The 22,411-nt window shown below is 68.5% G+C and carries 19 protein-coding genes; 9 read left to right on the forward strand and 10 right to left on the reverse strand.

Going from position 1 to position 22,411, the window contains the following annotated elements; all coding sequences use genetic code 11:
- The first annotated feature begins 22 nt into the window (after nucleotides 1-22).
- The 3 genes from AB0I19_RS15135 to AB0I19_RS15145 all read left to right on the forward strand — a co-directional run bounded on the left by AB0I19_RS15135 (nucleotide 23) and on the right by AB0I19_RS15145 (nucleotide 2,040).
- Nucleotides 23-856: a sulfurtransferase gene (locus AB0I19_RS15135; RefSeq protein WP_067492342.1), complete on the forward strand. Its 834-nt coding sequence runs from the start codon at nucleotides 23-25 to the stop codon at nucleotides 854-856.
- A gap of 5 nt (nucleotides 857-861) precedes the next feature.
- On the forward strand, nucleotides 862-1,167 hold the full coding sequence (locus tag AB0I19_RS15140) for a DUF1416 domain-containing protein (RefSeq protein ID WP_357148867.1): 306 nt from the start codon (nucleotides 862-864) through the stop codon (nucleotides 1,165-1,167).
- Between the two features lie 180 nt (nucleotides 1,168-1,347).
- Nucleotides 1,348-2,040 (forward strand): FABP family protein, encoded by a 693-nt coding sequence (locus AB0I19_RS15145; RefSeq protein ID WP_067492340.1) that lies wholly within the window; start codon nucleotides 1,348-1,350, stop codon nucleotides 2,038-2,040.
- Nucleotides 2,041-2,408: 368 nt separating this feature from the next.
- Here AB0I19_RS15145 and cydC read toward each other — a convergent pair whose 3' ends face one another.
- The 5 genes from cydC to AB0I19_RS15170 all read right to left on the reverse strand — a co-directional run bounded on the left by cydC (nucleotide 2,409) and on the right by AB0I19_RS15170 (nucleotide 9,408).
- Nucleotides 2,409-4,106, reverse strand: coding sequence for a thiol reductant ABC exporter subunit CydC (gene cydC, locus AB0I19_RS15150; RefSeq protein ID WP_357149384.1), 1,698 nt, complete (start codon nucleotides 4,104-4,106; stop codon nucleotides 2,409-2,411).
- Between the two features lie 17 nt (nucleotides 4,107-4,123).
- Complete coding sequence (cydD, locus tag AB0I19_RS15155; RefSeq protein WP_357148871.1) at nucleotides 4,124-5,881, reverse strand: thiol reductant ABC exporter subunit CydD; 1,758 nt, start codon at nucleotides 5,879-5,881, stop codon at nucleotides 4,124-4,126.
- 4 nt (nucleotides 5,882-5,885) lie between these two features.
- Nucleotides 5,886-6,914, reverse strand: a complete 1,029-nt coding sequence (cydB, locus tag AB0I19_RS15160) for a cytochrome d ubiquinol oxidase subunit II (protein ID WP_357148874.1) — start codon at nucleotides 6,912-6,914, stop codon at nucleotides 5,886-5,888.
- 9 nt (nucleotides 6,915-6,923) lie between these two features.
- Nucleotides 6,924-8,381 (reverse strand): cytochrome ubiquinol oxidase subunit I, encoded by a 1,458-nt coding sequence (locus AB0I19_RS15165; RefSeq protein ID WP_357148877.1) that lies wholly within the window; start codon nucleotides 8,379-8,381, stop codon nucleotides 6,924-6,926.
- 121 nt (nucleotides 8,382-8,502) lie between these two features.
- Complete coding sequence (locus tag AB0I19_RS15170; protein WP_357148881.1) at nucleotides 8,503-9,408, reverse strand: aminodeoxychorismate lyase; 906 nt, start codon at nucleotides 9,406-9,408, stop codon at nucleotides 8,503-8,505.
- Nucleotides 9,409-9,518: 110 nt separating this feature from the next.
- Here AB0I19_RS15170 and AB0I19_RS15175 point away from each other — a divergent pair, with 110 nt between their 5' ends.
- The 4 genes from AB0I19_RS15175 to AB0I19_RS15190 all read left to right on the forward strand — a co-directional run bounded on the left by AB0I19_RS15175 (nucleotide 9,519) and on the right by AB0I19_RS15190 (nucleotide 12,603).
- Nucleotides 9,519-10,622, forward strand: a complete 1,104-nt coding sequence (locus AB0I19_RS15175; RefSeq protein ID WP_357148884.1) for a folate-binding protein YgfZ — start codon at nucleotides 9,519-9,521, stop codon at nucleotides 10,620-10,622.
- The gene (locus AB0I19_RS15180; RefSeq protein WP_357148887.1) at nucleotides 10,619-11,293 is read left to right on the forward strand and encodes an MOSC domain-containing protein; all 675 of its coding nucleotides are present in this window, start codon (nucleotides 10,619-10,621) and stop codon (nucleotides 11,291-11,293) included. Before AB0I19_RS15175 ends, AB0I19_RS15180 begins: the two co-directional genes overlap by 4 nt.
- Nucleotides 11,290-12,240 carry an asparaginase gene (locus tag AB0I19_RS15185; RefSeq protein ID WP_357148890.1) on the forward strand — a complete coding sequence of 317 codons (951 nt, stop codon included), beginning with the start codon at nucleotides 11,290-11,292 and terminating at the stop codon, nucleotides 12,238-12,240. Before AB0I19_RS15180 ends, AB0I19_RS15185 begins: the two co-directional genes overlap by 4 nt.
- Nucleotides 12,241-12,381: 141 nt before the next feature.
- Entirely contained in the window at nucleotides 12,382-12,603 is a 222-nt protein-coding gene (locus tag AB0I19_RS15190; RefSeq protein ID WP_084457250.1) for a DUF3073 domain-containing protein, read from the forward strand.
- A 282-nt stretch (nucleotides 12,604-12,885) separates the two neighbouring features.
- On the opposite strand, the gene purM is transcribed toward AB0I19_RS15190, so the two are convergent.
- Entirely contained in the window at nucleotides 12,886-13,965 is a 1,080-nt protein-coding gene (purM, locus tag AB0I19_RS15195; protein WP_067640787.1) for a phosphoribosylformylglycinamidine cyclo-ligase, read from the reverse strand.
- A gap of 178 nt (nucleotides 13,966-14,143) precedes the next feature.
- Here purM and AB0I19_RS15200 point away from each other — a divergent pair, with 178 nt between their 5' ends.
- Nucleotides 14,144-16,018 (forward strand): glycoside hydrolase family 15 protein, encoded by a 1,875-nt coding sequence (locus AB0I19_RS15200; RefSeq protein WP_357148893.1) that lies wholly within the window; start codon nucleotides 14,144-14,146, stop codon nucleotides 16,016-16,018.
- A complete protein-coding gene (locus tag AB0I19_RS15205; RefSeq protein WP_357148896.1) occupies nucleotides 16,009-16,974 on the forward strand; it encodes a TIGR03885 family FMN-dependent LLM class oxidoreductase in 966 nt (321 codons plus the stop codon). Before AB0I19_RS15200 ends, AB0I19_RS15205 begins: the two co-directional genes overlap by 10 nt.
- Here the strand turns inward: AB0I19_RS15205 and AB0I19_RS15210 are convergent.
- Genes AB0I19_RS15210 through AB0I19_RS15225 form a run of 4 tightly spaced genes read right to left on the reverse strand, consistent with a single transcriptional unit; the run spans nucleotide 16,966 to nucleotide 22,253 of the window.
- The gene (locus AB0I19_RS15210; protein ID WP_357148899.1) at nucleotides 16,966-18,603 is read right to left on the reverse strand and encodes an ABC transporter ATP-binding protein; all 1,638 of its coding nucleotides are present in this window, start codon (nucleotides 18,601-18,603) and stop codon (nucleotides 16,966-16,968) included. The genes AB0I19_RS15205 and AB0I19_RS15210 overlap by 9 nt on opposite strands.
- A complete protein-coding gene (locus AB0I19_RS15215) occupies nucleotides 18,596-19,543 on the reverse strand; it encodes an ABC transporter permease (RefSeq protein ID WP_357148902.1) in 948 nt (315 codons plus the stop codon). Before AB0I19_RS15215 ends, AB0I19_RS15210 begins: the two co-directional genes overlap by 8 nt.
- The gene (locus AB0I19_RS15220; protein ID WP_067492329.1) at nucleotides 19,543-20,583 is read right to left on the reverse strand and encodes an ABC transporter permease; all 1,041 of its coding nucleotides are present in this window, start codon (nucleotides 20,581-20,583) and stop codon (nucleotides 19,543-19,545) included. Before AB0I19_RS15220 ends, AB0I19_RS15215 begins: the two co-directional genes overlap by 1 nt.
- A gap of 53 nt (nucleotides 20,584-20,636) precedes the next feature.
- On the reverse strand, nucleotides 20,637-22,253 hold the full coding sequence (locus AB0I19_RS15225) for an ABC transporter substrate-binding protein (RefSeq protein ID WP_357148905.1): 1,617 nt from the start codon (nucleotides 22,251-22,253) through the stop codon (nucleotides 20,637-20,639).
- Nucleotides 22,254-22,411 lie beyond the last annotated feature (158 nt).

The following is a 22,411-nucleotide window of genomic DNA, read 5'->3' on the forward strand; positions in this document are numbered from 1 at the left end:
CACGTCTGTTGAAAGGAACAACATGGCTCGCTCCGATGTCCTGGTCTCCGTTGACTGGGCCGAAGAGAACCTCAACGCCCCCGGCGTCGTCTTCGTCGAGGTCGACGAGGACACCTCCGCCTACGAGGGTGGCCACATCGAAGGCGCCGTTCGCCTGGACTGGAAGAACGACCTGCAGGATCAGGTCCGTCGCGACTTCGTGAACCAGGAGCAGTTCTCCGACCTGCTCTCGGCGCGCGGTATCGCCAACGACGACACCGTGGTGCTCTACGGCGGCAACAACAACTGGTTCGCCGCCTACGCCTACTGGTACTTCAAGCTGTACGGCCACAACGACGTCAAGCTGCTCGACGGCGGCCGCAAGAAGTGGGAGCTCGACGGTCGTCCGCTCTCGCGTGACGCGGTCAACCGCCCGGCCACCCAGTACAAGGCCTCGGCTCCCGACCTGAGCATCCGCGCCTTCCGCGACGAGGTCATCGCCGCCATCGGCACCAAGAACCTCGTCGACGTGCGCAGCCCCGACGAGTTCTCCGGCAAGATCCTGGCTCCCGCGCACCTGCCGCAGGAGCAGAGCCAGCGTCCCGGCCACATCCCGGGCGCGATCAACGTGCCGTGGAGCAAGGCGGCCAACGAGGACGGCACCTTCCGTTCCGACGAAGAGCTCGCCGAGCTCTACAAGGATGCGGGCCTGGACGGCGAGAAGGAGACCATCGCCTACTGCCGCATCGGCGAGCGTTCCTCGCACACCTGGTTCGTGCTGCAGGAGCTGCTCGGCCACCAGAACGTCAAGAACTACGACGGCAGCTGGACCGAATACGGTTCGCTCGTCGGTGCACCTATCGAGTTGGGAGCGTAATCAATATGTGTGCAGCACCTACCCAGGGTCAGGCCATCCCGGCCGGCGTCGATGTGGAGAAGGAAACGGTCATCACCGGCCGTGTCCTGAGCACCGACGGTCAGCCGGTCGGCGGCGCGTTCGTGCGTCTGCTCGACGGCAACGGTGACTTCACCGCCGAGGTCGTCGCCTCCGGCACCGGTGATTTCCGCTTCTTCGCCGCGCCGGGTTCGTGGACCCTGCGCGCGCTGTCGGCGTCGGGCAACGGCTCGGCCGAGATCAGCCCCGAGGGCGCTGGCATCCACTCGGTGGACGTCGCGGTCGCCAAGTAAGAACCTCACAACGGCCCCGGTAGTTCCCGTGCGGGAACTGCCGGGGCCGTTTTCGTATCTTCGTTCCGGACTCGCTAGACTCCGAAACGTGGTCCTCTTCTTCGAGATTCTCCTCATCGCCGTGTCGATCCTCATCGGCTGGTTCGGCCTGTACGTCTTCTACCGGCTGTTCACCGAGTCATGAGCGGGCTCGCGAGCGAAGGTTCCGATCCGGCCGAGCGAGCGAGTGACGTGCAAGACGCTTCGGCACAGCGTCGCAGTGGCGACGAGGCGGTGAATGTCGCCGCCGAGCGTGCGAAAGAAACCGGGGTCCGAAACATTTCGGTCCTCGGCGGTCTCCCCATCCCCGAGGACACCGCGAATCTGCGCGAGGGTCCCGATCTGAACCACGCCATGCTCGCGTTGCTGCCGCTGGTCGGTGTGTGGCGCGGCGAGGGCGAAGGCCACCACCCCGCCGACGGCGACTACCGCTTCGGTCAGCAGATCATCGTGTCCCACGACGGTGGTGACTACCTGGTCTGGGAATCGCAGACCTGGAAGCTCGATGCCGAGGGCGGCTACGACAGCCCCGACCTGCGCGAGAGCGGGTACTGGCGAGTCGGCACCGATGCCGACACCGAGATGCTCGAACTGCTGCTCACCCACAGCTCCGGCATCGTCGAACTGTTCTACGGCACCGCCCGCACCCAGTCGTCCTGGGAACTGGCCACCGACGTGGTGATCCGCAGCCAGTCCGGCGCTGTCGTCGGTGGCGCGAAACGCCTCTACGGCATCGTCGAAGGCGGCGACCTGGCCTACGTCGAGGAAAGAGTCGACCCCGACGGCGCGCTCATCCCCCGCCTGTCGGCCCGGTTGCAGCGCTACATCGGCTGAGATCCCGACCGAACGCCCCGCGGTTTCGCGGGGCGTTCGTCGTTTCCGGAGTGGAAATGGAGCGACCCCCGAGCCATACCGTCCGTTCCGGGGAACGTGGCGGTCCCGGGTGGATAGTCCGGGGGCTCGGGGGCCGGGTGTCTGCCTGGGATTCGCTCAGCGCACCGCTGGGGAATCTCCCGCAGGGGTGCTGCTAGCGGGCAGCCACCTCACGCATCCGTTGAACATACATTCTTCAGACCACCTCCTCTCTTGTGTACCGATGAATCTATCGGGCTGTCGCGAGGTCGGCAATTGATTTTCCGAGGGGCTCTGAGCTGCGGATATCCACCAGGGACAGGCGAAGCCGGAGGCCCCTCGGCACGCGCTCAGGAAGGCTTGCGGTCGACGTGGCAGGCGCCGTTCGGGTCGACGGTGACCACGGTGTCGGCGCGATGACCTTCGGGGAGCTGATGGGTGACGACCACGACCCATCGCTCCGAGTCGACCAGACCGCTGTCGCGGTCGAGCAGGTCGCGCAGCAACTGCTCGCCCTCGGCGGCGGCGAGATGTTCGGTCGGTTCGTCGAGCAGGAGTGTGCCCGCGGGCGAGACGAGCGCGCGGGCGAGCAGCAAGCGCCTGCGCTGACCGCCGGAGACGGCCGCCGCACCCGCGGTGAGGCCGGTGCGGATCCCGTCCGGCAGGGTGTCGAGCCAGGGGCCGAGCCCGACTGCGCGCACGGCGCTTTCGGCTTCGTCCTCGGTGAGGTCGCCGCGCGCGACCCGCAGGTTCTCCAGAATCGACGTGTCGAACAGGTGCGCGTCCTCGGCGAAGAACGTGACACCGTCCAAAGGTGTGTCGAACAACCCGGCCCACGCCATCAACAGGGTGGTCTTCCCGGCGCCGCTCGGTCCGACGACGGCCACCCGGCGCCCCTCCGGCATCGGGATGCGCCCGGGCATCGGGTCGGTGACAGCTTCGGTGACGCCGAGCGAGCCGGCGGACGGTGCGCGCAGCCGGTGCAGGGCCGCGCGGGCCGTCGTGCGCACGGTCCGCTCGTCCGGGCTCGGGGCAGGCGCGCCGAGCGGTGTGGGTGAGAGGGCGCGCAGGCGGTGCAGTGCCGCCCGGGAGGTGGTGAGGGTGGTCGCGGCGGCCGGGAGCGCGCCGACGGCCTCGAAGGCCGACAGCGGGACGAGCACGAGGACGGTGAGCGCCATCGGACTCATCCCGCCGGGCGTCCCACCGGTGGCGCCGTAGGCGACGATGCCGACCAGCAGGGCACCGAGCGCGCTGACACCGATCGACAGCGGGGTCGCCGCCGCGGCCCAGGCGCTGCGCGCCGCCGCGCTGTCCTCGGCGACCACCGCGCGGCCCGCCGTTGCGTCGGCGTGGGTGAGCGCGGCATCCAGGCGACCCGCCACCCGCAATTCGGCCGCGTGGTCGAGCACAGTGAGTGCCTCGGCGGTGAACTCGGCGCGGTCGTGGCGCACCGCTCGTTCCTCGTCGCGAGCGGCCACGGCCGACAGCCACGGCGCGAGGATGCCCGAGACGGCAAGGGCGACAGCGAGAATCACCGCCGCCGGTACCGAGATGACCGCGATCAAGCCGACCGCCGCCACCGACAACACCACCGCGACGGCCACCGGAACGAAAACCCGGACCACCACCGCGCCGAGATCGTCGATGTCGGCGCCCACGCGCACCAGCAGGTCTCCCCGGCGCAGTTTCCGTGCGGCCGCACGGGCGTCGTCGGTGCGCGCGACTTCGGTCCCGCGTCGTTCCCGCCACCACCAGATGTCGGACCGGGCGAAGGTGCGATACACCTCGGTGCGCGCGGTCGTCATCGCCCGCAACGCCACGTCGTGGGTGGCCAGCCGCTCCAGATACCGGCACACGCCACGCGAGATACCGAGCGCTCGAACGGCGGTCACCGCGACGCCGATGTGCAGCACCGGCGGCATCTGCCAGGACCGTGCGATCAACCACGCCGCCAGCGCCGCCAGCGCCAACCCACTGCCGAGCGCGAGGACGCCCCACGCGATCGCCACCGCGACTCGCCACGGGGACAGTCCGAGCAGCCGCCACATGTCCCGCAGATCCGTGATCACGGCGCCGCCTCCGCGCTGCGATCGGCGCGCACACGGTCCGCCCCCGGCCCGGCGGCGACTTCGATCACCACGTCCGCGGCGGCAAGCACGGTCGGCCGATGACCGACGACCACCACGGTGGCTCCCGTCGCGGCGATGTCGCGCAGCGCCGCCAGAACGCGCTGCTCGCTCTCCGCGTCGAGGTGGGCGGTCGGTTCGTCGAGAAGCAGGATCGGCCGGTGGGCGGCCAGCACCCGGGTGAGGGCGAGGCGCTGCCGCTGCCCCAGCGAGAGACCGGTGCCGCCCTGGCCGACCACGGTTTCCCAGCGTTGCGGCAGGCCGTCGAGCACCTCGTCGAATCCCGTTGCCGCGCTTGCCCGGTCGAGAGAGCCGCGCGCGCTGTCGCCGGCACCGAGCAGGTCGACGTTCTCGCGCAGTGTGCCCGGCACCAGCACCGGCCGTTGGGGCAACCAGGCGATGCGCGCCCACCAGCTTTCCGGAGCGATGTCGCGGACATCCCGTCCGTCGACGAGCACCGCACCGCGATCGGGCTCGATCAATCCGAGAATCGCCTGCAGCGTGGTCGATTTGCCGCACCCGTTCGGGCCGGTCAGCGCGGTCACCACGCCTGGTCGCAGCTCGGCGGTCAGGTGATCGGGGGCGTTGCCCTCGCGCGCGGCGACCGTCAGCCCGCGCAGTTCGACGACCGCGACCGCCGCGCCGGGAGCCGGTGCGTCGGCCGCCTCCGACGGGCCGGCCGGGTCTGCGCGGTCGAGCACGGCGAAGGCCCTGTCGGCCGCCGCCATGCCGTCCTGGGCCGCGTGGAACTTCTCCCCCACCTGGCGCAGCGGCCAGTACACCTCCGGGGCGAGGATCAACGCGACCAGCCCCGCGTACAGGCTCATCTCGCCGTACACCAGGCGCAAGCCGATGGCCACGGCGATCAGCGCGACGCTCAGCGTCGCCAGACCCTCGAGCACCATCGAGGACAGGAAGGCCATCCGCAGCGCCTGCATCGTCCGCCTGCGCAGCGCGTCACCGAGTGCCCGCACCTGTCCCGCCATGCTCGACGACTCGTTTTCGCGCCCGAGTGCCCGCAGTGTCGGCATGCCCGCGAACAGGTCGAGGAGCTGATCCGAAAGCCGGGTGGTCGCGGCGAGCGTCGCCTCCGCCCGCCCCTGGGTGAGCAGACCGATGAGCACCATGAAGATCGGGATCAACGGGAGGGTGATCACGGCGATCACCGCCGAGGTCGGATCGTGGAAGGCGATGACCACCAACACGATCGGCGGGACCAGGCAGGCCAGCAGCAGCGCGGGCAGATATCCGGTGTACCACCCGCGCAGGCCGCCGAGACCGTTGCCGACGACGACGGCGATCTCGGTGCGCCGCGCGTCGAGTTCCCTCGGTGTCAGTTCGGCCCCGGCCCGCAGGACGGCGGTCTCGAGTTCGGCGACCACCGCGCTGCCCGCCCGGTGCGCCAGCCGGGCCTGCCACCAGCTCGCGGCGCCGCGCACCGCGACGGCCACGGCGAGCACGACCAGTTCCGTTGTCCACGCGCCGAGTGAGCGGCTGCCGGGATCGGTGATGACGCCCGCGAGCACCCGGCCGATCATCACCGCCATGACCACGATCGTCGCCGTGATCACCAGCGCGAGCAGGACCGCGACCACCAGGTGGGGCCGCGCCGAGCGCGCGTAGCGCCACAGGCGCGGGTCGACCGGTCCGCGGCGCGGCTTGCGCGCCGCCGCGCCCGGGTCGGCCGCCGGGGTCACGCGCTCAGCCTTTGCCTTGCAGCGGCAGCCCGACCGGCGGCGGAATGTGCTCCACCCGGATCCGCTGCCGGAACACCCAGTACGTCCAGCCCTGGTAGATGATCACCACCGGTGCGGCGAAGGCGGCGGCCCAGCTCATCACCTTCAGGGTGTAGGGCGAGGAGGAGGCGTTGTCGATGCTGAGGTCGAACAGCGGGCTGATCGTCGAGGGCAGCACGTTCGGAAACATCGAGCCGACGATCAGCACCGTCACCGCGATCACCGTGACGGCGGTGCCCGCGAAGGCCCAGCCGTCCCGGCCCGCCACGGTGGCCGCACCGCCCAGCAGCAGGCCGAGCACGGCGACGCCCAGCGGCACCCAGGTCCAGCCGGCGCCGTAGGCGAGCTGGGTCCACAGCCCGAATCCGCCGACCACCAGTGTGGTCGGTACCAGCAGCACCCGAGCGATTCGCCGTGCGTCGTCGCGGACCTCGCCGCCGGTCTTGAGAGCGAGGAAGATCGCGCCGTGCAGGGCGAAGAGGACGGCCGTGGTCAACCCACCGAGCAGGGCGTAGGGGCTGAGCAGATCCCACACCGATCCGACGACCTGGCGTTCTTCGTTCAGCGGAACCCCGCGCACCATGTTGGCGAAGATCCAGCCCCAGGCGAGGGCGGGTACCCACGACCCGATGCCGATGCCGCGGTCGCACCAGGCCCGCCATTTCGGGTCGTTGATCTTGCCGCGGTATTCGATCGCGCAGATGCGCAGGATCAGCGCGACGAGCAGGACGAGCAGCGCGAGATAGAAGCCCGAGAACAGGCTCGCGTACCACTCCGGGAAAGCCGCGAACATGGCACCCGCGGCGGTGATCAGCCACACCTCGTTGGCGTCCCAGACGGGCCCGATGGTGTTGAGCACCACGCGGCGCCGCGGATCGGAGCCCCGCCCGAGGATCGGCATCAACATGCCGACCCCGAAATCGAATCCCTCGAGCACGAAGTAGCCGGTGAACAAGACGCCGACCAGAATGAACCAGAACAGTTGCAGATCCATCGACGGCTCCTAGTACGCGAAGGACAGTTGTTCGACCGGCTCGTTCCGGCTCTCCGGTTTCTCCGACGCCGGTTTCTCGACCCCGGCGACCACGTATCGGCGGATCAAGTAGAACCACACCACCGCGAGCACAGCGTAGAGGGCGGTGAACACGATCAGTGAGAACAACACCGTGCCGGGCGAATGGTCGGAAACCGCCTGCTGCACCGTCATCCGGATGGCCGGGTCACCGGTCGGATTGGGCGCGACCACCCACGGCTGCCGCCCCATCTCGGTGAACACCCAGCCCGCGCTGTTGGCCAGGAACGGCGTGGGAATGGCGAGCAGACTCAGCCAGGAGAACCAGCGCTGATCGGGCACGCGGCCGCCACGGGTGAGCCAGAAGCCGGCCAGCAGCAACAACACCGATCCCGCGGCCAGGCCGATCATGGCCCGGAAGGACCAGTAGGTGACGAACAGGTTCGGCCGGTAGTCGCCGGGACCGAATTCCACGTTGTAGGTCTTCTGCAGATCGACAACGCCTTCGAGGGTCACGCCGCTGAATTTGTCCTCGGCGAGGAAGGGCAGCACGTACGGGATCTTCAGCACGTGGATCACGCTGTCGCAATTGTTGTGGGTACCGACGGTGAGGACGGAGAAATCCGGGTCGGTCTCGGTGTGGCACAACGATTCCGCCGACGCCATCTTCATCGGCTGCTGCTGGAACATCAGCTTGCCCTGGACATCACCGGTGACCGCGACGGCGATCCCGGCGAGCGCGACAACGACCAGCGCGGCTCGGCCGACGGGCCGCCACACGGCGCGTGCTTCCGCGAGTTTCGCCGCGTCCCCGCTGCGCGCGTTGCGCACCATCCACCACCCTGCGACACCCGCGACCAGGGTTCCGGCGGTGAGGAACGCGCCTGCCACCGCGTGCGGGAAGGCCGCCATGGCGGTGTTGTTGGTGAGGACCGCCCAAATGCTTTCCAGCTCAGCGCGTCCGGTCTCGGGGTTGTAGCGCGCACCGACCGGGTGCTGCATGAACGAGTTGGCGGCGATGATGAAGTAGGCCGAGGCGTTGACGCCGATCGCCACGATCCAGATCGTCGCCAGGTGCACCAGTTTCGGCAGCCGCGTCCAGCCGAAGATCCACAGGCCGATGAAGGTCGACTCCATGAAGAAGGCGATCAGTGCTTCCAGCGCCAGCGGCGCGCCGAAGACGTCGCCGATGAAGCGGGAGTATTCGCTCCAGTTCATGCCGAACTGGAATTCCTGCACGATGCCGGTGGCGACGCCCATGGCGAAGTTGATCAGGAACAGTTTCCCGAAGAATTTGGTGAGCCGGTACCACTTCTCGTCACCGGTGACGACCCAGGCCGTCTGCATCATGGCGATCAGTGGCGCCAGACCGATGGTGAGCGGTACGAAGACGAAGTGATAGACCGTGGTGATGCCGAACTGCCACCGGGAGATGTCCAAGGTGTCCATCCGGCCTCCATCCACTACTACGACGTCCTGTAGTAGAGAGTACGCGTACGGATACCCCCATGAAGGGTGACAACCGCCACGGCTCAGCGCAGGGGCGCGCCCACCCGCGCCCCACAGGCGCTCACCAGTCGCCGATGGTCCCCGGCCGGTCGATCCCCGCGTCGACCATGTCCATGATCTCCTGAGCATTGTCGGGCGCGGACAGCCGCACACCGTCGAGCTGATTCACCCTGGCCGCGAGCGTGACGCTCGACAGCAGCCAGATGCTGTCGCAGTCGAACAGGTCAGCGGTGAAGATCGACTGGTACTTGCACTCCCAGCCCTTCTTCTCCGCCACCGTGAACAGGGCCCGCTGGGTGACACCCGGCAGCACACCGATCTTGGCGGGCGGGGTGATGAGCTGCTTGTCGCGCGCGATCACCACGGTGGAGCGCGGGCCTTCCAGCACCCGGTGTTCGGTGCTGTGGAAGATCACGTCGTCGGCGCCCATCCGCCGGGCGAACCGCAGCGCGGCCATGTTCGTCGCGTACGACAGCGTCTTCGCGCCGAGCAGCTGCCACGGCGCCGCCTGGGCCAGGTCGACGGAGATGCCACGGGCCAGCGACATCACCTTCACGCCTTCGGCACGCGCCTGCGCGACCCGCGCGGGCACCGGGGAGACGAGCACGTACGCGGTCGGTGTCGGCTCGTCGGGCACGAGACCCGAGCCGGGCGCGTCGAATTCGGAATCGCGGCCACGGGTGTAGATCAGGCGGAGCATGCCCTCTTCCTCGGCACCCCACTCCTTGACCGCCAGCTCGACCGCGCTGCGCCATTTCGCCAGCCCCGGCTCGGGCAGTTCCAGCGCCTGGGCCGAGCGGCGCAGCCGGGCCAGGTGGAATTCCAGCGCGGTGGCCGTGCCGCCGCGCACCAATATCGTTTCGAACACACCGTCGCCACGCAGTGCTCCGATGTCGTCGGCATAGAGCGACGGCGTGTTCGCGTCAGCGACCACACCGTCGAGTGTCACAAGAACCCGTTCTCCCATGTGACGAGCGTAGGCGTTATAGCTCTGTTATGCCTACGGCTGCCGTGGATCCGACGCGGCGCGACCGCCCACCCTCGGCGCGTGCGGGCGGACACGCCTACAGTGGTGGTGTGTCCGTGGACGTCGCCCCCAGTCCTGTTCTCCAAACCCCTGGCGCCGTCGCGGGTGCGCCGGGCTCCCCTGATGCCGCGGTCGCCTGGCACTACGGCGACCCGTTCGGCGAGCAGAAGGCCGCCGCGCAACGCGTCGCCGTCGTCGACCGGTCGCATCGCGGTGTGTCCCGCATCACCGGCGCCGAGCGGCTGAGCTGGTTGCACACCATCACCAGCCAGCACATCGCGAACCTGCCCGACGGTCACAGCGCCGAGTCACTCGACCTGGACCTCAACGGACGCGTGCTGCACCACTTCGTGCTCACCGACCTCGACGGCACCCTCTGGCTCGACACCGAGGGCGGGCACGGCACCGAGCTGCTCGGGTTCCTGCAGAAGATGGTTTTCTGGGCCGATGCCAAACCCGAGGCCGCCGATTTCGCCGTGCTGAGCCTGCTCGGCCCGGAGACCGACACGCTGCTCCCCGCCCTCGGCCTCGGCGAACTGCCCGGCCTGTACGCGGCCGTGGCACTGCCCGGCGGCGGATTCCTGCGCCGGATGCCCGGTGACTCCTTCGACCTGCTCGTCCCCCGCACCGACCTCGCCACGTGGTGGGCGAAGCTCACCTCGGCCGGTGCCCGACCGGCGGGCATGTGGGCCTACGAAGCACTGCGCGTGGCCGCCCTCCGCCCGCGCGTCGGCGTCGACACCGACGAGCGCACCATCCCGCACGAGGCCCGCTGGATCGGCGGCGTCGAGGAGCAGGGCGCGGTGCACCTGAACAAGGGCTGCTATCGCGGCCAGGAAACCGTCGCGCGCGTGCACAACCTGGGCAAACCGCCACGCAACCTGGTGCTGCTTCACCTCGACGGTTCCGCCGACGAACGGCCCGCCACCGGCGACGACGTCACCGCGGGCGGGCGCACCGTCGGTCGCCTGGGCACCGTCGTCGACCACTACGAGCTCGGCCCGATCGCGCTGGCCCTGGTGAAACGCTCCGTCCCGGCGGGCACCGAACTGGTGGTCGGTTCCATGGCCGCCGCCATCGACCCCGACTCGGTCCCCTCGGAGGAGGGCGTGCAAGCCGGGCGCGCCGCCGTCGACCGCCTGCGTGGTCGATGAGCCGCCCGCAGTTGCGTGCCGGTGACACCGGCCGTGTCGAGGCCGTGTGCGTGGTGCACGCCGAACTCGAGATGCGCACCCGCGTGGGCCGCAGCGCCATCGACAAGCGTCCGGTCGCGGGTCGCGTCGGGGTGCGTGCGCTCGGGCTCGTCGGCGACCACGTGTGCGACACCGTCAACCACGGCGGCGTGCACCAGGCCGTCTACGCCTACGCCGAAGAAGACGCCCTTCGCTGGGCCGAGGAACTCGACCGCGACCTGCCCGCCGGCTGGTTCGGCGAAAACCTGCGGGTGACCGGCCTACCGCTCAGCGACGCGGTGTTCGGTGCCCACTTCGCGATCGGCGACACCCTGCTCGAGGTGAGCGCTCCCCGCGTTCCGTGCGCGACCTTCCAGCAGTGGTCCGACGAGAAGCAGTGGGTGAAACGCTTCGCCCTGCGCGCCGACACCGGCACCTACTTCCGGGTGCTCACCGAGGGGACGATCGGCGCGGGCGACGAAGTACGGGTGACGCACGTCCCGGCCCACGGCATCACCGTGCGCGACCTGTTCACCGGCGCCGACCCCGCACTGCTCACCCGGCTGCTCACGGAGGAACCGACCATCTCCGACGACATCCGCATGCAGATCGACCGGCACAACAGGAAACGAACGGTGGAGGTCCGCGCGTGAGTGTCGAACTGGTCGAGGTGGTTCGGTCCGGGTTCCGCGAGTGTGTGCATCGGGGTTCGGTCGTCGTGCTCGATGCCGACGGCACCCCTACCGTCGAGCTCGGTGAGGTGCACGGCCCGATCTTCCCGCGTTCGACGAACAAGCCCATGCAGGCACTCACCCTGCTGCGCAACGGCTTCGACCCCGTCGACGACGACGAACTCGCCATCACCACCGCCTCCCATTTCGGCGAGCCCGACCACATCGCCCTGGTCACCCGCCTGCTCGACCGCTTCGGCCACACCGCAGCAGACCTCGCCTGCCCACCCGACCTGCCGTTCGAGGAGAACGCTCGCGCCGCCGCCATCACCGGCGCGGGCCGCAGCCCGCTGTACATGAACTGCTCCGGCAAACACGCCGCGATGCTGGCGACCTGCGCGATCAACGACTGGCCGCGCACCGGATACCTCGACCTCGAACACCCACTGCAGCAGGCGGTTCTCGCCACCATCGCCGACGTCACCGGCGAACCCGAGACCGACCTGGGGATCGACGGCTGCGGCCTGCCGATCGTCCCCGTCTCGCTGATCAACCTGGCGCGCGCCTTCGCGGCGTTCACCACCGCCGAGCCCGGCACCGCCGAACGCCGGATCGCCGATGCCGTGCGGAGCAATCCGCGAGTGATTTCCGGCACGAACGGGCCCGATCTCCAAGCGATGTCGGCCACGCCCGGACTCTTCTGCAAAATCGGCGCCGACGGCGTGCACGCGGGTGCGCTCCCGGACGGACGCGCCTTCGCCTACAAGATCGACGACGGTCACGACCGCGCCCGAATGCCCCTGACGCTGGCGATTCTGCGCAAAATCGGCATCGATTGGACCGACGAACACACCGACCTCGCGGCCACCGCGGTGCTCGGCGGCGACGCCCGCGTCGGGGTGATCCGGGCGATCCCCGGAGTGCTCTGACACCCGTTCGACAGCTCTTCACCCACTCCTGGGAGCGCGACCGCCGGACACACGCTAAAGTGTCTGTCAGGAAGAGTATTAATTCGAACGGGGCCGCCAACAAACCCCAGGCCGCCCCGCAGTGACGCGAGGGGGTCAGCCATGGGCCGTGGCCGGGCTAAGGCAAAGCAGACCAAAGTCGCACGTGAGCTCAAGTACAGCTCCACGCCGACCGACTTCGCGAGCCTTCAGCGCGAGCTGGCGGATAGCACTCCACTCCACTCCCGAGGGAGTGGCGGCTTGCTATCCGACGAGCACGACGCGGATGATTCGCCGTCCCGTTGGAACAACGAGGACGACGACTACGACAGCTGGCGTCGCTGACCGAACGCCGGTGAAGGGGGAGGCTCGTGGTGGCCTCCCCCTTCAGCCGTTGTTCCGCGCAGCGTCGCAGGCTCGCAGCAGCAGTACGGCGAACATCCGAATACACGACGAGCGTCCTGTGCACACACAGGACGCTCGTCGTGTTCGCCGAACTCGAGACCCCGACCTCCTCGAGGCGGCGGACCCTACCTTCTTCGGGTAGCCGCGCGGGGGCGTCGGCAAACCCCGGAACACGACAAAAGCCGGGCCGCGCGTTCGCGACCCGGCTGAGTTGTCGGACGATCAGAACCTGGGGTGGTCGCCCAGCAGCACCGCGCGCGGCGCGTCGGCGTCGGCGGCCTTCTTGACCTGACCCAGTGTCCAGCAGTCGATGTGGCGGGCGGTGAGCACCGCGAGCGCGCGGTCGGCGTCCTCGGGGGCGACGATCGCGACCATGCCGACGCCCATGTTGAACGTCTTCTCCATCTCGAGCCGTTCGACGCGGCCGCGCTGGGCGATCATCTTGAACACCGGCGCCGGGTTCCAGGTGCCGCGATCCAGTTCGGCGACCAGGCCGGCGGGCAGCACGCGCGCCAGATTGGCGGCCAGACCGCCACCGGTGACGTGCGAGAAGGTGCGCACATCGGTTTCGGCGATCAGCGCCAGGCAGTCCTTGGCGTAGATGCGGGTCGGCTCGAGCAGTTCCTCACCGAGGGTGCGGCCGAATTCCTCGACGTGCCCGGTGAGCGACATGCGGTCGATGTCGAGCAGCACCTTGCGGGCCAGGCTGTAGCCGTTGGAGTGCAGACCCGAGGAGCCCATCGCGATGACGACGTCGCCCGGGCGCACCCGGTCGGGGCCGAGCACGGAGTCGGCTTCGACCACGCCGACGCCGGTGGCCGACAGGTCGTAGTCGTCGGGGTCCATCAGCCCGGGGTGTTCGGCGGTTTCGCCGCCGAGCAGCGCGCAGCCCGCCTTGATGCAGCCTTCGGCGATGCCGGAGACCAGTTCGGCGACCTTCTCCGGGACGACCTTGCCGATGGCGATGTAGTCCTGCAGGAACAGCGGTTCGGCGCCGCACACCACCAGGTCGTCGACGACCATGGCGACCAGGTCGAGCCCGACGGTGTCGTGCTTGTCGAGCGCCTGGGCGACGGCGATCTTGGTGCCCACGCCGTCGGTGGAGGCGGCGAGCAACGGCTCCCGGTACCCACCCTTGAGCGCGAACAGTCCGGCAAATCCGCCGATCCCACCCTGCACCTCGGGTCGGCTGGCCTTCTTCGCCAATGGTCCGAACAATTCGACGGCGCGGTCACCGGCTTCGATGCTCACGCCCGCGGCGGCGTAGGAAGCGCCTGCACCGCTGGGTGTCTGTTCAGTCATTGTGGGGAAAGCTCCAAACCGAATCGGCGGATAGATGCCTGTTAACTCTAAGTGATCCGCCAGTCCCCCCGCCGTCCGGCTCCTCACACCCCCGATTGAACAGGAGCGGATCGGGAACTGCCGGGTTACCCGAGTCCCGCCTCCACGGCTTCGTCCCCGACCGCACCGGGAGCGGCATATGAGCGCTGGTGAACGAGCCTATCCACCCATCGCGTCATCGGCTTTCCTCTCCGACATGCACACCGCGGCACTGCTCGGACCGGACGGCGCGGTGGAATGGCTGTGTGTGCCGCGCTTCGACGGCGGCAGCGTCTTCGCCCGTCTGCTCGACCGGGAACGCGGCGGTGCCTTCTTCCTCGACATCGAGGATGCCGGTCGGCCCGAGCGCCGCTATCTCGGCGATACCCTCGCCGTCGAGAGCCGTTTCGAGGCGCCGACGGGCACCGCGGTCGTCGACGACTTCCTCGCGGTGCGTTCCGCCGACGACGACAACGAGCTCACCGCCGTCCATGTCCTGGTGCGCAGGGTGCGCTGCGAGTCCGGTTCGGTGACGCTGCGGGCGCAGGTCGACGCCCGTCCCGACTACGGTCGCAAGCGAGCACGCTGGGAACGGAAGGGCGCCGATCTCTGGGAGACCGCCGACCCTCGGATGTGGTTGTCGAGCACTCTCGCGCTGGAGTCCGGCGACCACGCTCTGTCGGCGGCGGCCGAGTTGTCAGCGGGCGATGTGGTGGCGTTCGCCGTCGGTTACACCGGTGAGAGCGCCCGCCCGGTCGACGTATCCGCCGCCGAGGATCTACTGGAAGGGACCAAGGAAGCCTGGCGGAGATGGGTAGGCCACTGCCACTACGACGGATTCGCCCGCGAACAGGTGATCGGCAGCGCCCTGGTGCTGCGTGGACTGGCCTTCGACGAGACCGGGGCACTGCTCGCGGCACCGACGACGTCCCTGCCGGAATGGATAGGCGGCGGACGCAACTGGGACTACCGCTTCACCTGGCATCGCGACGCCTCGCTGCTGGTGCTCGCCCTGTTCCGCCTCGGCCACGCCGAGCTGGGACGCCGCTACGCGCGATTCCTCTTCTCACTGGAACCGGTGCGCCAGGGCACGCTCACCCCGATGGCCGGGATCGGCGGCGAACTGGCGAGCGACGAGCGAGTCCTCGACCACCTCGACGGCTACGCCTCGTCGCGACCGGTCCGCGTCGGCAACGAGGCGTTCGACCAGGTGCAGTTCGAAAGCTACGGCCACGTTCTCGACGCCGCCTACGTCTACTACCAGCTCACCGGCGAGATGGCGGGTGAGTCATGGGCGGTGCTGCGGCGTCTCGTCGCGACGATCGGGCAGCACTGGCGCGAACCCGACCACGGGATCTGGGAGATGCGTGGGGAGAAACGGCAGAACACCTATTCGAAGGTGATGGCCTGGGTCTGTGTCGATCGCGGTATCCGGCTGGCGGAGCGGCTGTCCGAGGCCGGGACAGCCGAGAGCGACGAGGGCGAGGTCGACGGCTGGCGCAAGACCCGCGACGAGATCAAGTGTGAGGTGCTCGACCGCGGCTACAGCGAGGAGCGTGGCGCGTTCGTCCAGGTGTACGACGGCACAGCACTCGACGCCGCGCTGCTGCATATCCCGCTGTTCGGTTTCCTCCCCGGCGACGATCCCCGCGTCGTCTCGACGATCGACCGCATCATCGAAGGGCTCGGCGACGGCGACGCGCTCATCCACCGCTACGACCTCGACGAGGTGGACGACGGTCTCGACGGTCCGGAAGGCGCCTTCCTGCTGTGTTCGTTCGACCTGGTCTCCGCGCTGGTCCTCGCCGGCCGGGCCGAGGAGGCCGAGCGCCGTTTCGACCGGCTCATGGCGTACGCGGGTCCGCTCGGCCTGTTCGCCGAGGAGGCGAGGTCGACCGGGGCGGCCCTGGGCAACTATCCGCAGGCCTTCGCCCATCTGGCACTGATCCAGGCCGCGCTGAACCTCGACGCGGCAGGCGACGAGGACGCCCTGCACGCCTTCGCCACCCGCACGAAAGGAACATCATGGCGGTGATCGGGTATCACGCCTCGCACGAACAGATTCCGCCCGCGCGCCTGCTGGCGAACGTGGTGCATGCCGAGCAGGCGGGGTTCGCGGCGGCGATGTGCTCGGATCACCTCGAACCGTGGTCACGGGCGCAGGGCCATTCCGGTTTCGCGTGGTCGTGGCTCGGCGCCGCACTGGCGTCGACCCGGTTGCGCTTCGGGGTGGTGACCTGCCCGGGGTACCGATATCACCCGACGACCGTCGCGCACGCGATCGCGACCCTCGCCGCGATGTTCCCCGGCCGGTTGTGGACGGCGCTCGGCAGCGGCGAAAACCTCAACGAGCATGTGACCGGGCGGCCGTGGCCACCGAAGGAGACCCGCCAGCAAGTGCTCGCGGAGTGTTTCGCGGTGATCGGTGACCTGTTGCGCGGCGAGACGGTGAACCACGACGGTGCGATCACCGTGGATCGCGCCAGACTGTGGGACCTTCCGCCACAACCACCGCCGTTGATCGTCCCCGCGCTGACGCCGGAGACCGCGGCCAGGTTCGCCGGTGTCGCCGACGGTTTCGTCACCGTCAACCAACCACCCGAGGCCCTGCGCACCATGGTGTCGGCCTACCGCGACAACGGCGGCACCGGGCCCGCAGTGCTCCAGGTGCATCTCAGCTGGGCACCCACGCACGACGAGGCGGTCGCGATCGCCGAACAACAATGGGGCACCAACGTTTTCGACTCCCCGACGATGGCCGGGCTGGCAACGCCCGAGGAGTTCGAACGCCGTGCGCGCGAGCTGGGCGACGAACTCGGCGGCGCGGTCGCCGAATCCGTCGTCATCTCCGCCGAGCCCGACGTCCACGCCGAACAGCTCGCGCGCTACGCCGGACTCGGTTTCGACGAGATCTACCTACACCACGTCGGCCGCGACCAGGAACGCTTCATCGACGTCTTCGGCGCGCAGGTCCTGCCTCGGCTACGGTGACGCGGCGGCGCGACGACGCCGCTGTTCCACCGGGTCGGGGACGGGAACGGCCGCGACGAGCCGGCGGGTGTAGTCGTGCCGGGGATTGCGCAGGATCTGTTCGTTGTCGCCTTCCTCGACGCAGGTCCCGTCGCGCAGCACCATGATCCGGTCGGCCAGCTGGTCGACGACGGCGAGGTCGTGACTGATGAACAGGCACGCCCAGCCGCAGCCGCGCTGCAGTTCGGCGAACAGCTCGAGGACCGCGGCCTGCACCGACACGTCCAAGGCACTGGTCGGTTCGTCGGCGACGAGCAGGTCGGGGTCGAGGACGAGGGCACGGGCCAGGCTGGCCCGCTGACGCTGCCCGCCGGACAGTTCGTGCGGGTACCGGTTCTCGGTGCCCGCGGGCAGGTGCACGTCGTCGAGCATGTGCCGCACCCGTTCCCGGATGCTCGCCTTGTCACCGACCCCGTGCACCAGCAGCGGTTCGGCGACGCATTCGCCGACCGTCATCCGGGGATTGAGCGAGCCGGCCGGGTCCTGGAACACGAAGCCGAAGCGTCGCCGGATCGGCCGCAGCTTGCGCGGGGACAGGCCCGCGATGTCCTGGCCGCGGATCAGCACGTGCCCTTCGGTCGGCCGTTGCAGGGCGGCGACGCATCGCCCGATGGTCGACTTGCCCGAGCCGGATTCGCCGACCAGGCCGAGGGTCTCCCCCGGCCGGATCTGCAGGCTCACCTTGTCGACGGCCCGGAACGGCGGCCTGCCGAACGGTCCGGGGAACGTGACGACCAGGTCGCGCACGTCGAGCACCGGCTCGACGGTCCGGTCCGGCTCCGGTCGCGCCGTCGCCGACCCCAGGTGCGGCACCGCGTCGAGCAGCGCCCGCGTGTACTCCGCCTTCGGACTGGCGAACAGCTCGTGCACCGGCGCCTGTTCGACCACCTCGCCCGCGCGCATCACCACCACCCGGTCGGCCAGATCGGCGACGACACCCATGTTGTGGGTGATGAGCACGATCGCGCTGCCGAGCCGGTCGCGCAGGTCGCGCAGCAGTTCGAGGATCTCGGCCTGCACCGTCACGTCGAGCGCGGTGGTCGGTTCGTCGGCGATGATCACCTTGGGTTCGCACGAGATGGCTATGGCGATCATCACGCGCTGCTTCTGCCCGCCGGACAGCTGGTGCGGGTAGTAGTCGACCCGGTGTTCCGGATCGGGCAACCCGACCAGGCGCAGCAACTCGACGGCCTTGGCCTTGGCGTCCTTCCGGCTCATCCCGCTGTGCGCCCGCAGGGCTTCACAGATCTGGAACCCGACGGTGAACAGCGGGTCGAGCGCCCGGGCAGGCTCCTGGAACACCATCGACACCGCACCGCCGCGCAGGGCGGTGAGCTGCTTCTCGGTCATCGATGTGACCGGTCGATCGCCGATGGTCACCAGACCGCGCACCGACGCGGACTGCGGCAGCAGCCCGATCGCGGTGCGCGAACTCACCGACTTGCCCGACCCGGACTCGCCGACGATGGCGAGCACCTCACCGGGAAACACCTCGTAGGACACATCGCGTACCGCGTTCACCGGGCCCGCATCGGTCGTGAAGGTGACCGACAGTCCCGAAACGGCCAGTGCGGCAGTCTTCTCACTCATCGACGGACTCCTTCGAAGTGACCGCACGCCTGGTACGCAGCAACGGATTCAGCGATTCGTCGAGACTCTCCCCGACCAGCGTCATGCCGAGCACCACGAGCACGATGGCGGTGCCGGGGAAGATGGAGGTCCACCAGATCCCGTTGGACACATCGTTGAGCGCCTTGTTCAGGTCGTAACCCCACTCGGCGGCCTGGGTGGGTTCGATGCCGAACCCGAGGAAGCCGAGCGCGGCGAGGGTGAGGATGGCATCGGCCGCGTTGATGGTGACGATCACCGGCAGCGACCCGGTGACATTGGACATGATGTGGCGGAACATGATTCGCGCCGTCGACGCACCGGTCACCCGCGCGGCGTCGACGTACGGTTCTGTCTTCACCGCCACCGTCGCATTGCGCACCACCCGGAAGTACTGCGGCACATACACAACGGTGATCGCGATCGCCGCCGACAACATGCCACCCAGGCTGCTCGACGTGCCGCCCGCGATGACGATGGAGACGACGATGGCGAGCAGCAGCGACGGGAAGGCGTAGATCGCGTCCATCACCATCACCAGCACCCGGTCGACCCACCGGCCCACATAACCCGACAGCAACCCGAGCGGCACCCCGATCAGCAGCGACAGCGTCACCGCGATCGCGATGACGAGCAGCGCGGTGCGGGCGCCGAACAGCACCCGCGACAACACGTCCTCACTGCGCACCGAGGTACCGAACCAGTGCTCGGCCGACGGACCCTGCTGCGACGCGAAAGCCACACCGTCGGAAGTGTTCTGCGCCAGATCGTAGGGCGCGAGCAGCGGCGCGAACGCCGCGACGAGCACGAACCCGGCTACCAGCACCAGCCCGGTGATGAGCGTGACCCGCTGCATGCCGACGGTTTTCGACAGCAGCTCGGCGCCCGGCAGGCGCCTGCGTTTGGTGATCGCCGTACTCATCAGAACCTCACCCTCGGATCGATCAGTGCGACAACGGCATCCACCAGGAAACTCATCACCGCGACGAGCAGCGCGATGAACGCCACGATGCCCTGCACCGCGATGAAGTCACGGGCCCGCAAGTACTCGGCGAGCTGATAGCCGAGGCCCTTCCATTCGAACGTGGTCTCGGTGAGTACCGCGCCGCCGAGCATCATCGCGATGCACATGCCCATCACCGTGATGATCGGGATGAGCGCGTTGCGCACCGCGTGCCGCCCGGTGACCACGCGCGAGGACAATCCGCGCGCCCGCGCCGCCTCGACATAATCGCTGCGCAGGGTCTGGATGAGGTTCACCCGGACCAGCCGCAGGAAGATGCCGCCGGTGAGCAGGCCGAGCGCCACCGCGGGCAGCACCGCGTGTTCGAGCACGTCGAGCACATAGGACGGTTCGCCGTAGAGGATCGAATCGATGAACAGGATGTTCGTCTTCGGCGACACGTGCTGCAGCGCCAGCTCCACATCCGTACTCGCCCGGCCACCGACCGGGAACCAGCCCAGCCACACCGAGAACACCAGCTTCAACAGCATGCCGACGAAGAACACCGGCGCCGCGTAGGCGAGCACCGCCGAGAACCGCAGCACCGCGTCGGCGGGCGTATCCCGGTGTGTCGCAGCGTATCTGCCCAGCGGGATACCCACCGCGAAGGCGACGAGCAGTCCCCAGAACACCAGCTCGAAGGTGGCCGCACCGTAGGTGACGACCACATCGGCGATGGCCTCGTTGTCCTGGGTCCGCCCGAAGTCACCGCGCAGGAACCCGGTGATGTATTCCCAGTACTGGGTCAGGATCGGCCGGTTCAGCCCGGCCGCGTCCTTGCGTTCCTCGATCTGCTCCTGGGTCAGCCGGCCACCCATGGCCGCGCTGATGGGGTCACCGATCACCCGCATCAGGAAGAACACCACTGTCACCAGCAACCACGCGGTCGGCACGATCAGCAGGAGCCGGATCAGCAGGTACCGCAGCAAAGCCACCTGGCGGGAACCCCCGCCGCGCATCCACCCGAAACGTCGCGCCCGGACCGGTGATCCGGGCGCGACGGGAACGTCACTCACTTGCTCAGTACCGTGAACCGGAACTTGAAGGAGCCGTCGAGGGTTTCGTCCACACCGGTCACACCGGGCTTGGACACCGCGACCTGCTTGCCCGAGAGCAGCGGCAGCGTCGGCAGGTGGTTCTGCGCCAGATCGGCCTGGATCTTCTTGATCAGCTCCACCCGCTTGACCGGATCGGCTTCGGTGAGCTCGGCGGTCAGCTGGGCGTTGATGCCCGGGTTCTCGAAATGCGACTGCAGGAAGTTGTTCGGGCCGAAGAACGGCGCCAGGTAGTTGTCGCCGTCCGGGAAGTCCGGGTACCAGCCGAACTGGTACATCGGGTAGCCGTCGGAGGCGCGTTCCTTCTGGTAGGTGACCCATTCGGTGGACTGCAGGTTCACCTTGAACAGGCCCGACGCCTCGAGCTGGGACTTGACCGCGGCGTACTCCTCCGAGGAGCTGGAGCCGTAGTGGTCGGGGTTGTACTGCAGGTTCAGCGTCACCGGGGTGGCCACGCCCGCGTCGGCGAGGAACTTCGCCGCCTTGTCCTTGTCGGGCTTGGCGCCGTAGAGGTCCTTCAACGGTTCGGCCGCGCCGATCATGCCTTGGGGCACATAGCCGTACGCGGGCTGGTAGGTGCCCTTGTACACACCGGCGGCCAGCGCCTCGCGGTCCACCGAGGACGCCATCGCCTTGCGCACGGCCAGCTTCTGCTCAGGCGTGTTGCCCGGCATGGTGTTCATGTTGAACACGATGTAGCGCAGCTCGCCGCCGGGACCGTCGGTGACCTTCACCTTGGAATCGGCACGCAGGCTGTCGATATCGGTCGGCGTGAACGAGCGGTAGCCGACGTCGATGGCGCCGTTCTGCAGGTCGAGCTTCAGGTTGTCGGAGGTGGCGTAGTACTTGGTCGAGACCGAGTCGTTCTTCGGCTTGCCGAGGATGCCGGTGTAGTCGGCGTTGGCCTTGTACTCGACCAGCTTGTTCTTGTCGTAGGTGCTGATCGTGTACGGGCCCGAATAGCCCTTGGCGGCAACGACTTCCTCGTCGGTGGCGACCTTGTCGGCCGGGAACACCTTCTCGTCGACGATCGGTCCGGCCTGGGTGGGCAGGATCGTCGGGAAGGTCTGATCGTTGGCGACCTTCAACGTGAACGCGACGGTGAGATCGTCGACCACATCGGTCTTGTCGAGGTTGCCGAGCAGCGCGGCGGGACCGTGCGGGTCGTTGATCTTCACCATGCGGTCGAAGGAGAACTTGACGCTCTTGGCAGTCAACGGATTACCGTTGGCGAATTTCAGCCCGGATTTGATCTTGCAGGTATACACCGTCGGTGCGGTGAATTCGCATTTCTCCGCCGCATCCGGCTTGGGCGTGGTATCGCCGGGCGCGAAGTTCAGCAGATACGAATAGATCTGGTTCTCCACGAGCAGCGACCCGTTGTCGTAGGCCGCGGCCGGGTCGAGGGCGAAGATCTTGTCCGTGGTGCCGACGACCAGCCCCGCGCCGGAGCCCGCGTCATCGGTGCGTCCCGACCCACAGGCCGCAAGCGAGGCGGCGACAACAGCCGCGACACCCACTGCGGCAGCTTGTTTCGCGCGATTCTTGCGAGCGCTCTTTGCACTGTTCAACATCAGATCCCATTCTCGAACGCCGCGATGTCGCCGCACCCGGATCACGGGAGCGGCGACGACGCGGTGAGCTAGCGATATAACGAGGGACCGTACAGGCGAACCATTACCGCCCAGTTTCAAATCGAGCGAAAAATTACGCGGATGTTATGAACAAATCT

The organism is Nocardia sp. NPDC050413, assembly GCF_040655475.1.
Taxonomy (GTDB): Bacteria; Actinomycetota; Actinomycetes; order Mycobacteriales; family Mycobacteriaceae; genus Nocardia; species Nocardia coubleae.

Coding starts and splice junctions, on each gene's coding strand:
- AB0I19_RS15220 (WP_067492329.1), bottom strand. CDS start 20,583: ATGCGCGGCGGGGGTTCCCGCCAGGTGGCTTTGCTGCGGTACCTGCTG.
- AB0I19_RS15190 (WP_084457250.1), top strand. CDS start 12,382: ATGGGCCGTGGCCGGGCTAAGGCAAAGCAGACCAAAGTCGCACGTGAG.
- AB0I19_RS15140 (WP_357148867.1), top strand. CDS start 862: ATGTGTGCAGCACCTACCCAGGGTCAGGCCATCCCGGCCGGCGTCGAT.
- AB0I19_RS15215 (WP_357148902.1), bottom strand. CDS start 19,543: ATGAGTACGGCGATCACCAAACGCAGGCGCCTGCCGGGCGCCGAGCTG.
- AB0I19_RS15170 (WP_357148881.1), bottom strand. CDS start 9,408: ATGGGAGAACGGGTTCTTGTGACACTCGACGGTGTGGTCGCTGACGCG.
- AB0I19_RS15225 (WP_357148905.1), bottom strand. CDS start 22,253: ATGTTGAACAGTGCAAAGAGCGCTCGCAAGAATCGCGCGAAACAAGCT.
- AB0I19_RS15180 (WP_357148887.1), top strand. CDS start 10,619: ATGAGCCGCCCGCAGTTGCGTGCCGGTGACACCGGCCGTGTCGAGGCC.
- purM (WP_067640787.1), bottom strand. CDS start 13,965: ATGACTGAACAGACACCCAGCGGTGCAGGCGCTTCCTACGCCGCCGCG.
- AB0I19_RS15205 (WP_357148896.1), top strand. CDS start 16,009: ATGGCGGTGATCGGGTATCACGCCTCGCACGAACAGATTCCGCCCGCG.
- AB0I19_RS15200 (WP_357148893.1), top strand. CDS start 14,144: ATGAGCGCTGGTGAACGAGCCTATCCACCCATCGCGTCATCGGCTTTC.
- AB0I19_RS15145 (WP_067492340.1), top strand. CDS start 1,348: ATGAGCGGGCTCGCGAGCGAAGGTTCCGATCCGGCCGAGCGAGCGAGT.
- AB0I19_RS15165 (WP_357148877.1), bottom strand. CDS start 8,381: ATGGACACCTTGGACATCTCCCGGTGGCAGTTCGGCATCACCACGGTC.
- AB0I19_RS15135 (WP_067492342.1), top strand. CDS start 23: ATGGCTCGCTCCGATGTCCTGGTCTCCGTTGACTGGGCCGAAGAGAAC.
- cydC (WP_357149384.1), bottom strand. CDS start 4,106: ATGTGGCGGCTGCTCGGACTGTCCCCGTGGCGAGTCGCGGTGGCGATC.
- AB0I19_RS15210 (WP_357148899.1), bottom strand. CDS start 18,603: ATGAGTGAGAAGACTGCCGCACTGGCCGTTTCGGGACTGTCGGTCACC.
- cydB (WP_357148874.1), bottom strand. CDS start 6,914: ATGGATCTGCAACTGTTCTGGTTCATTCTGGTCGGCGTCTTGTTCACC.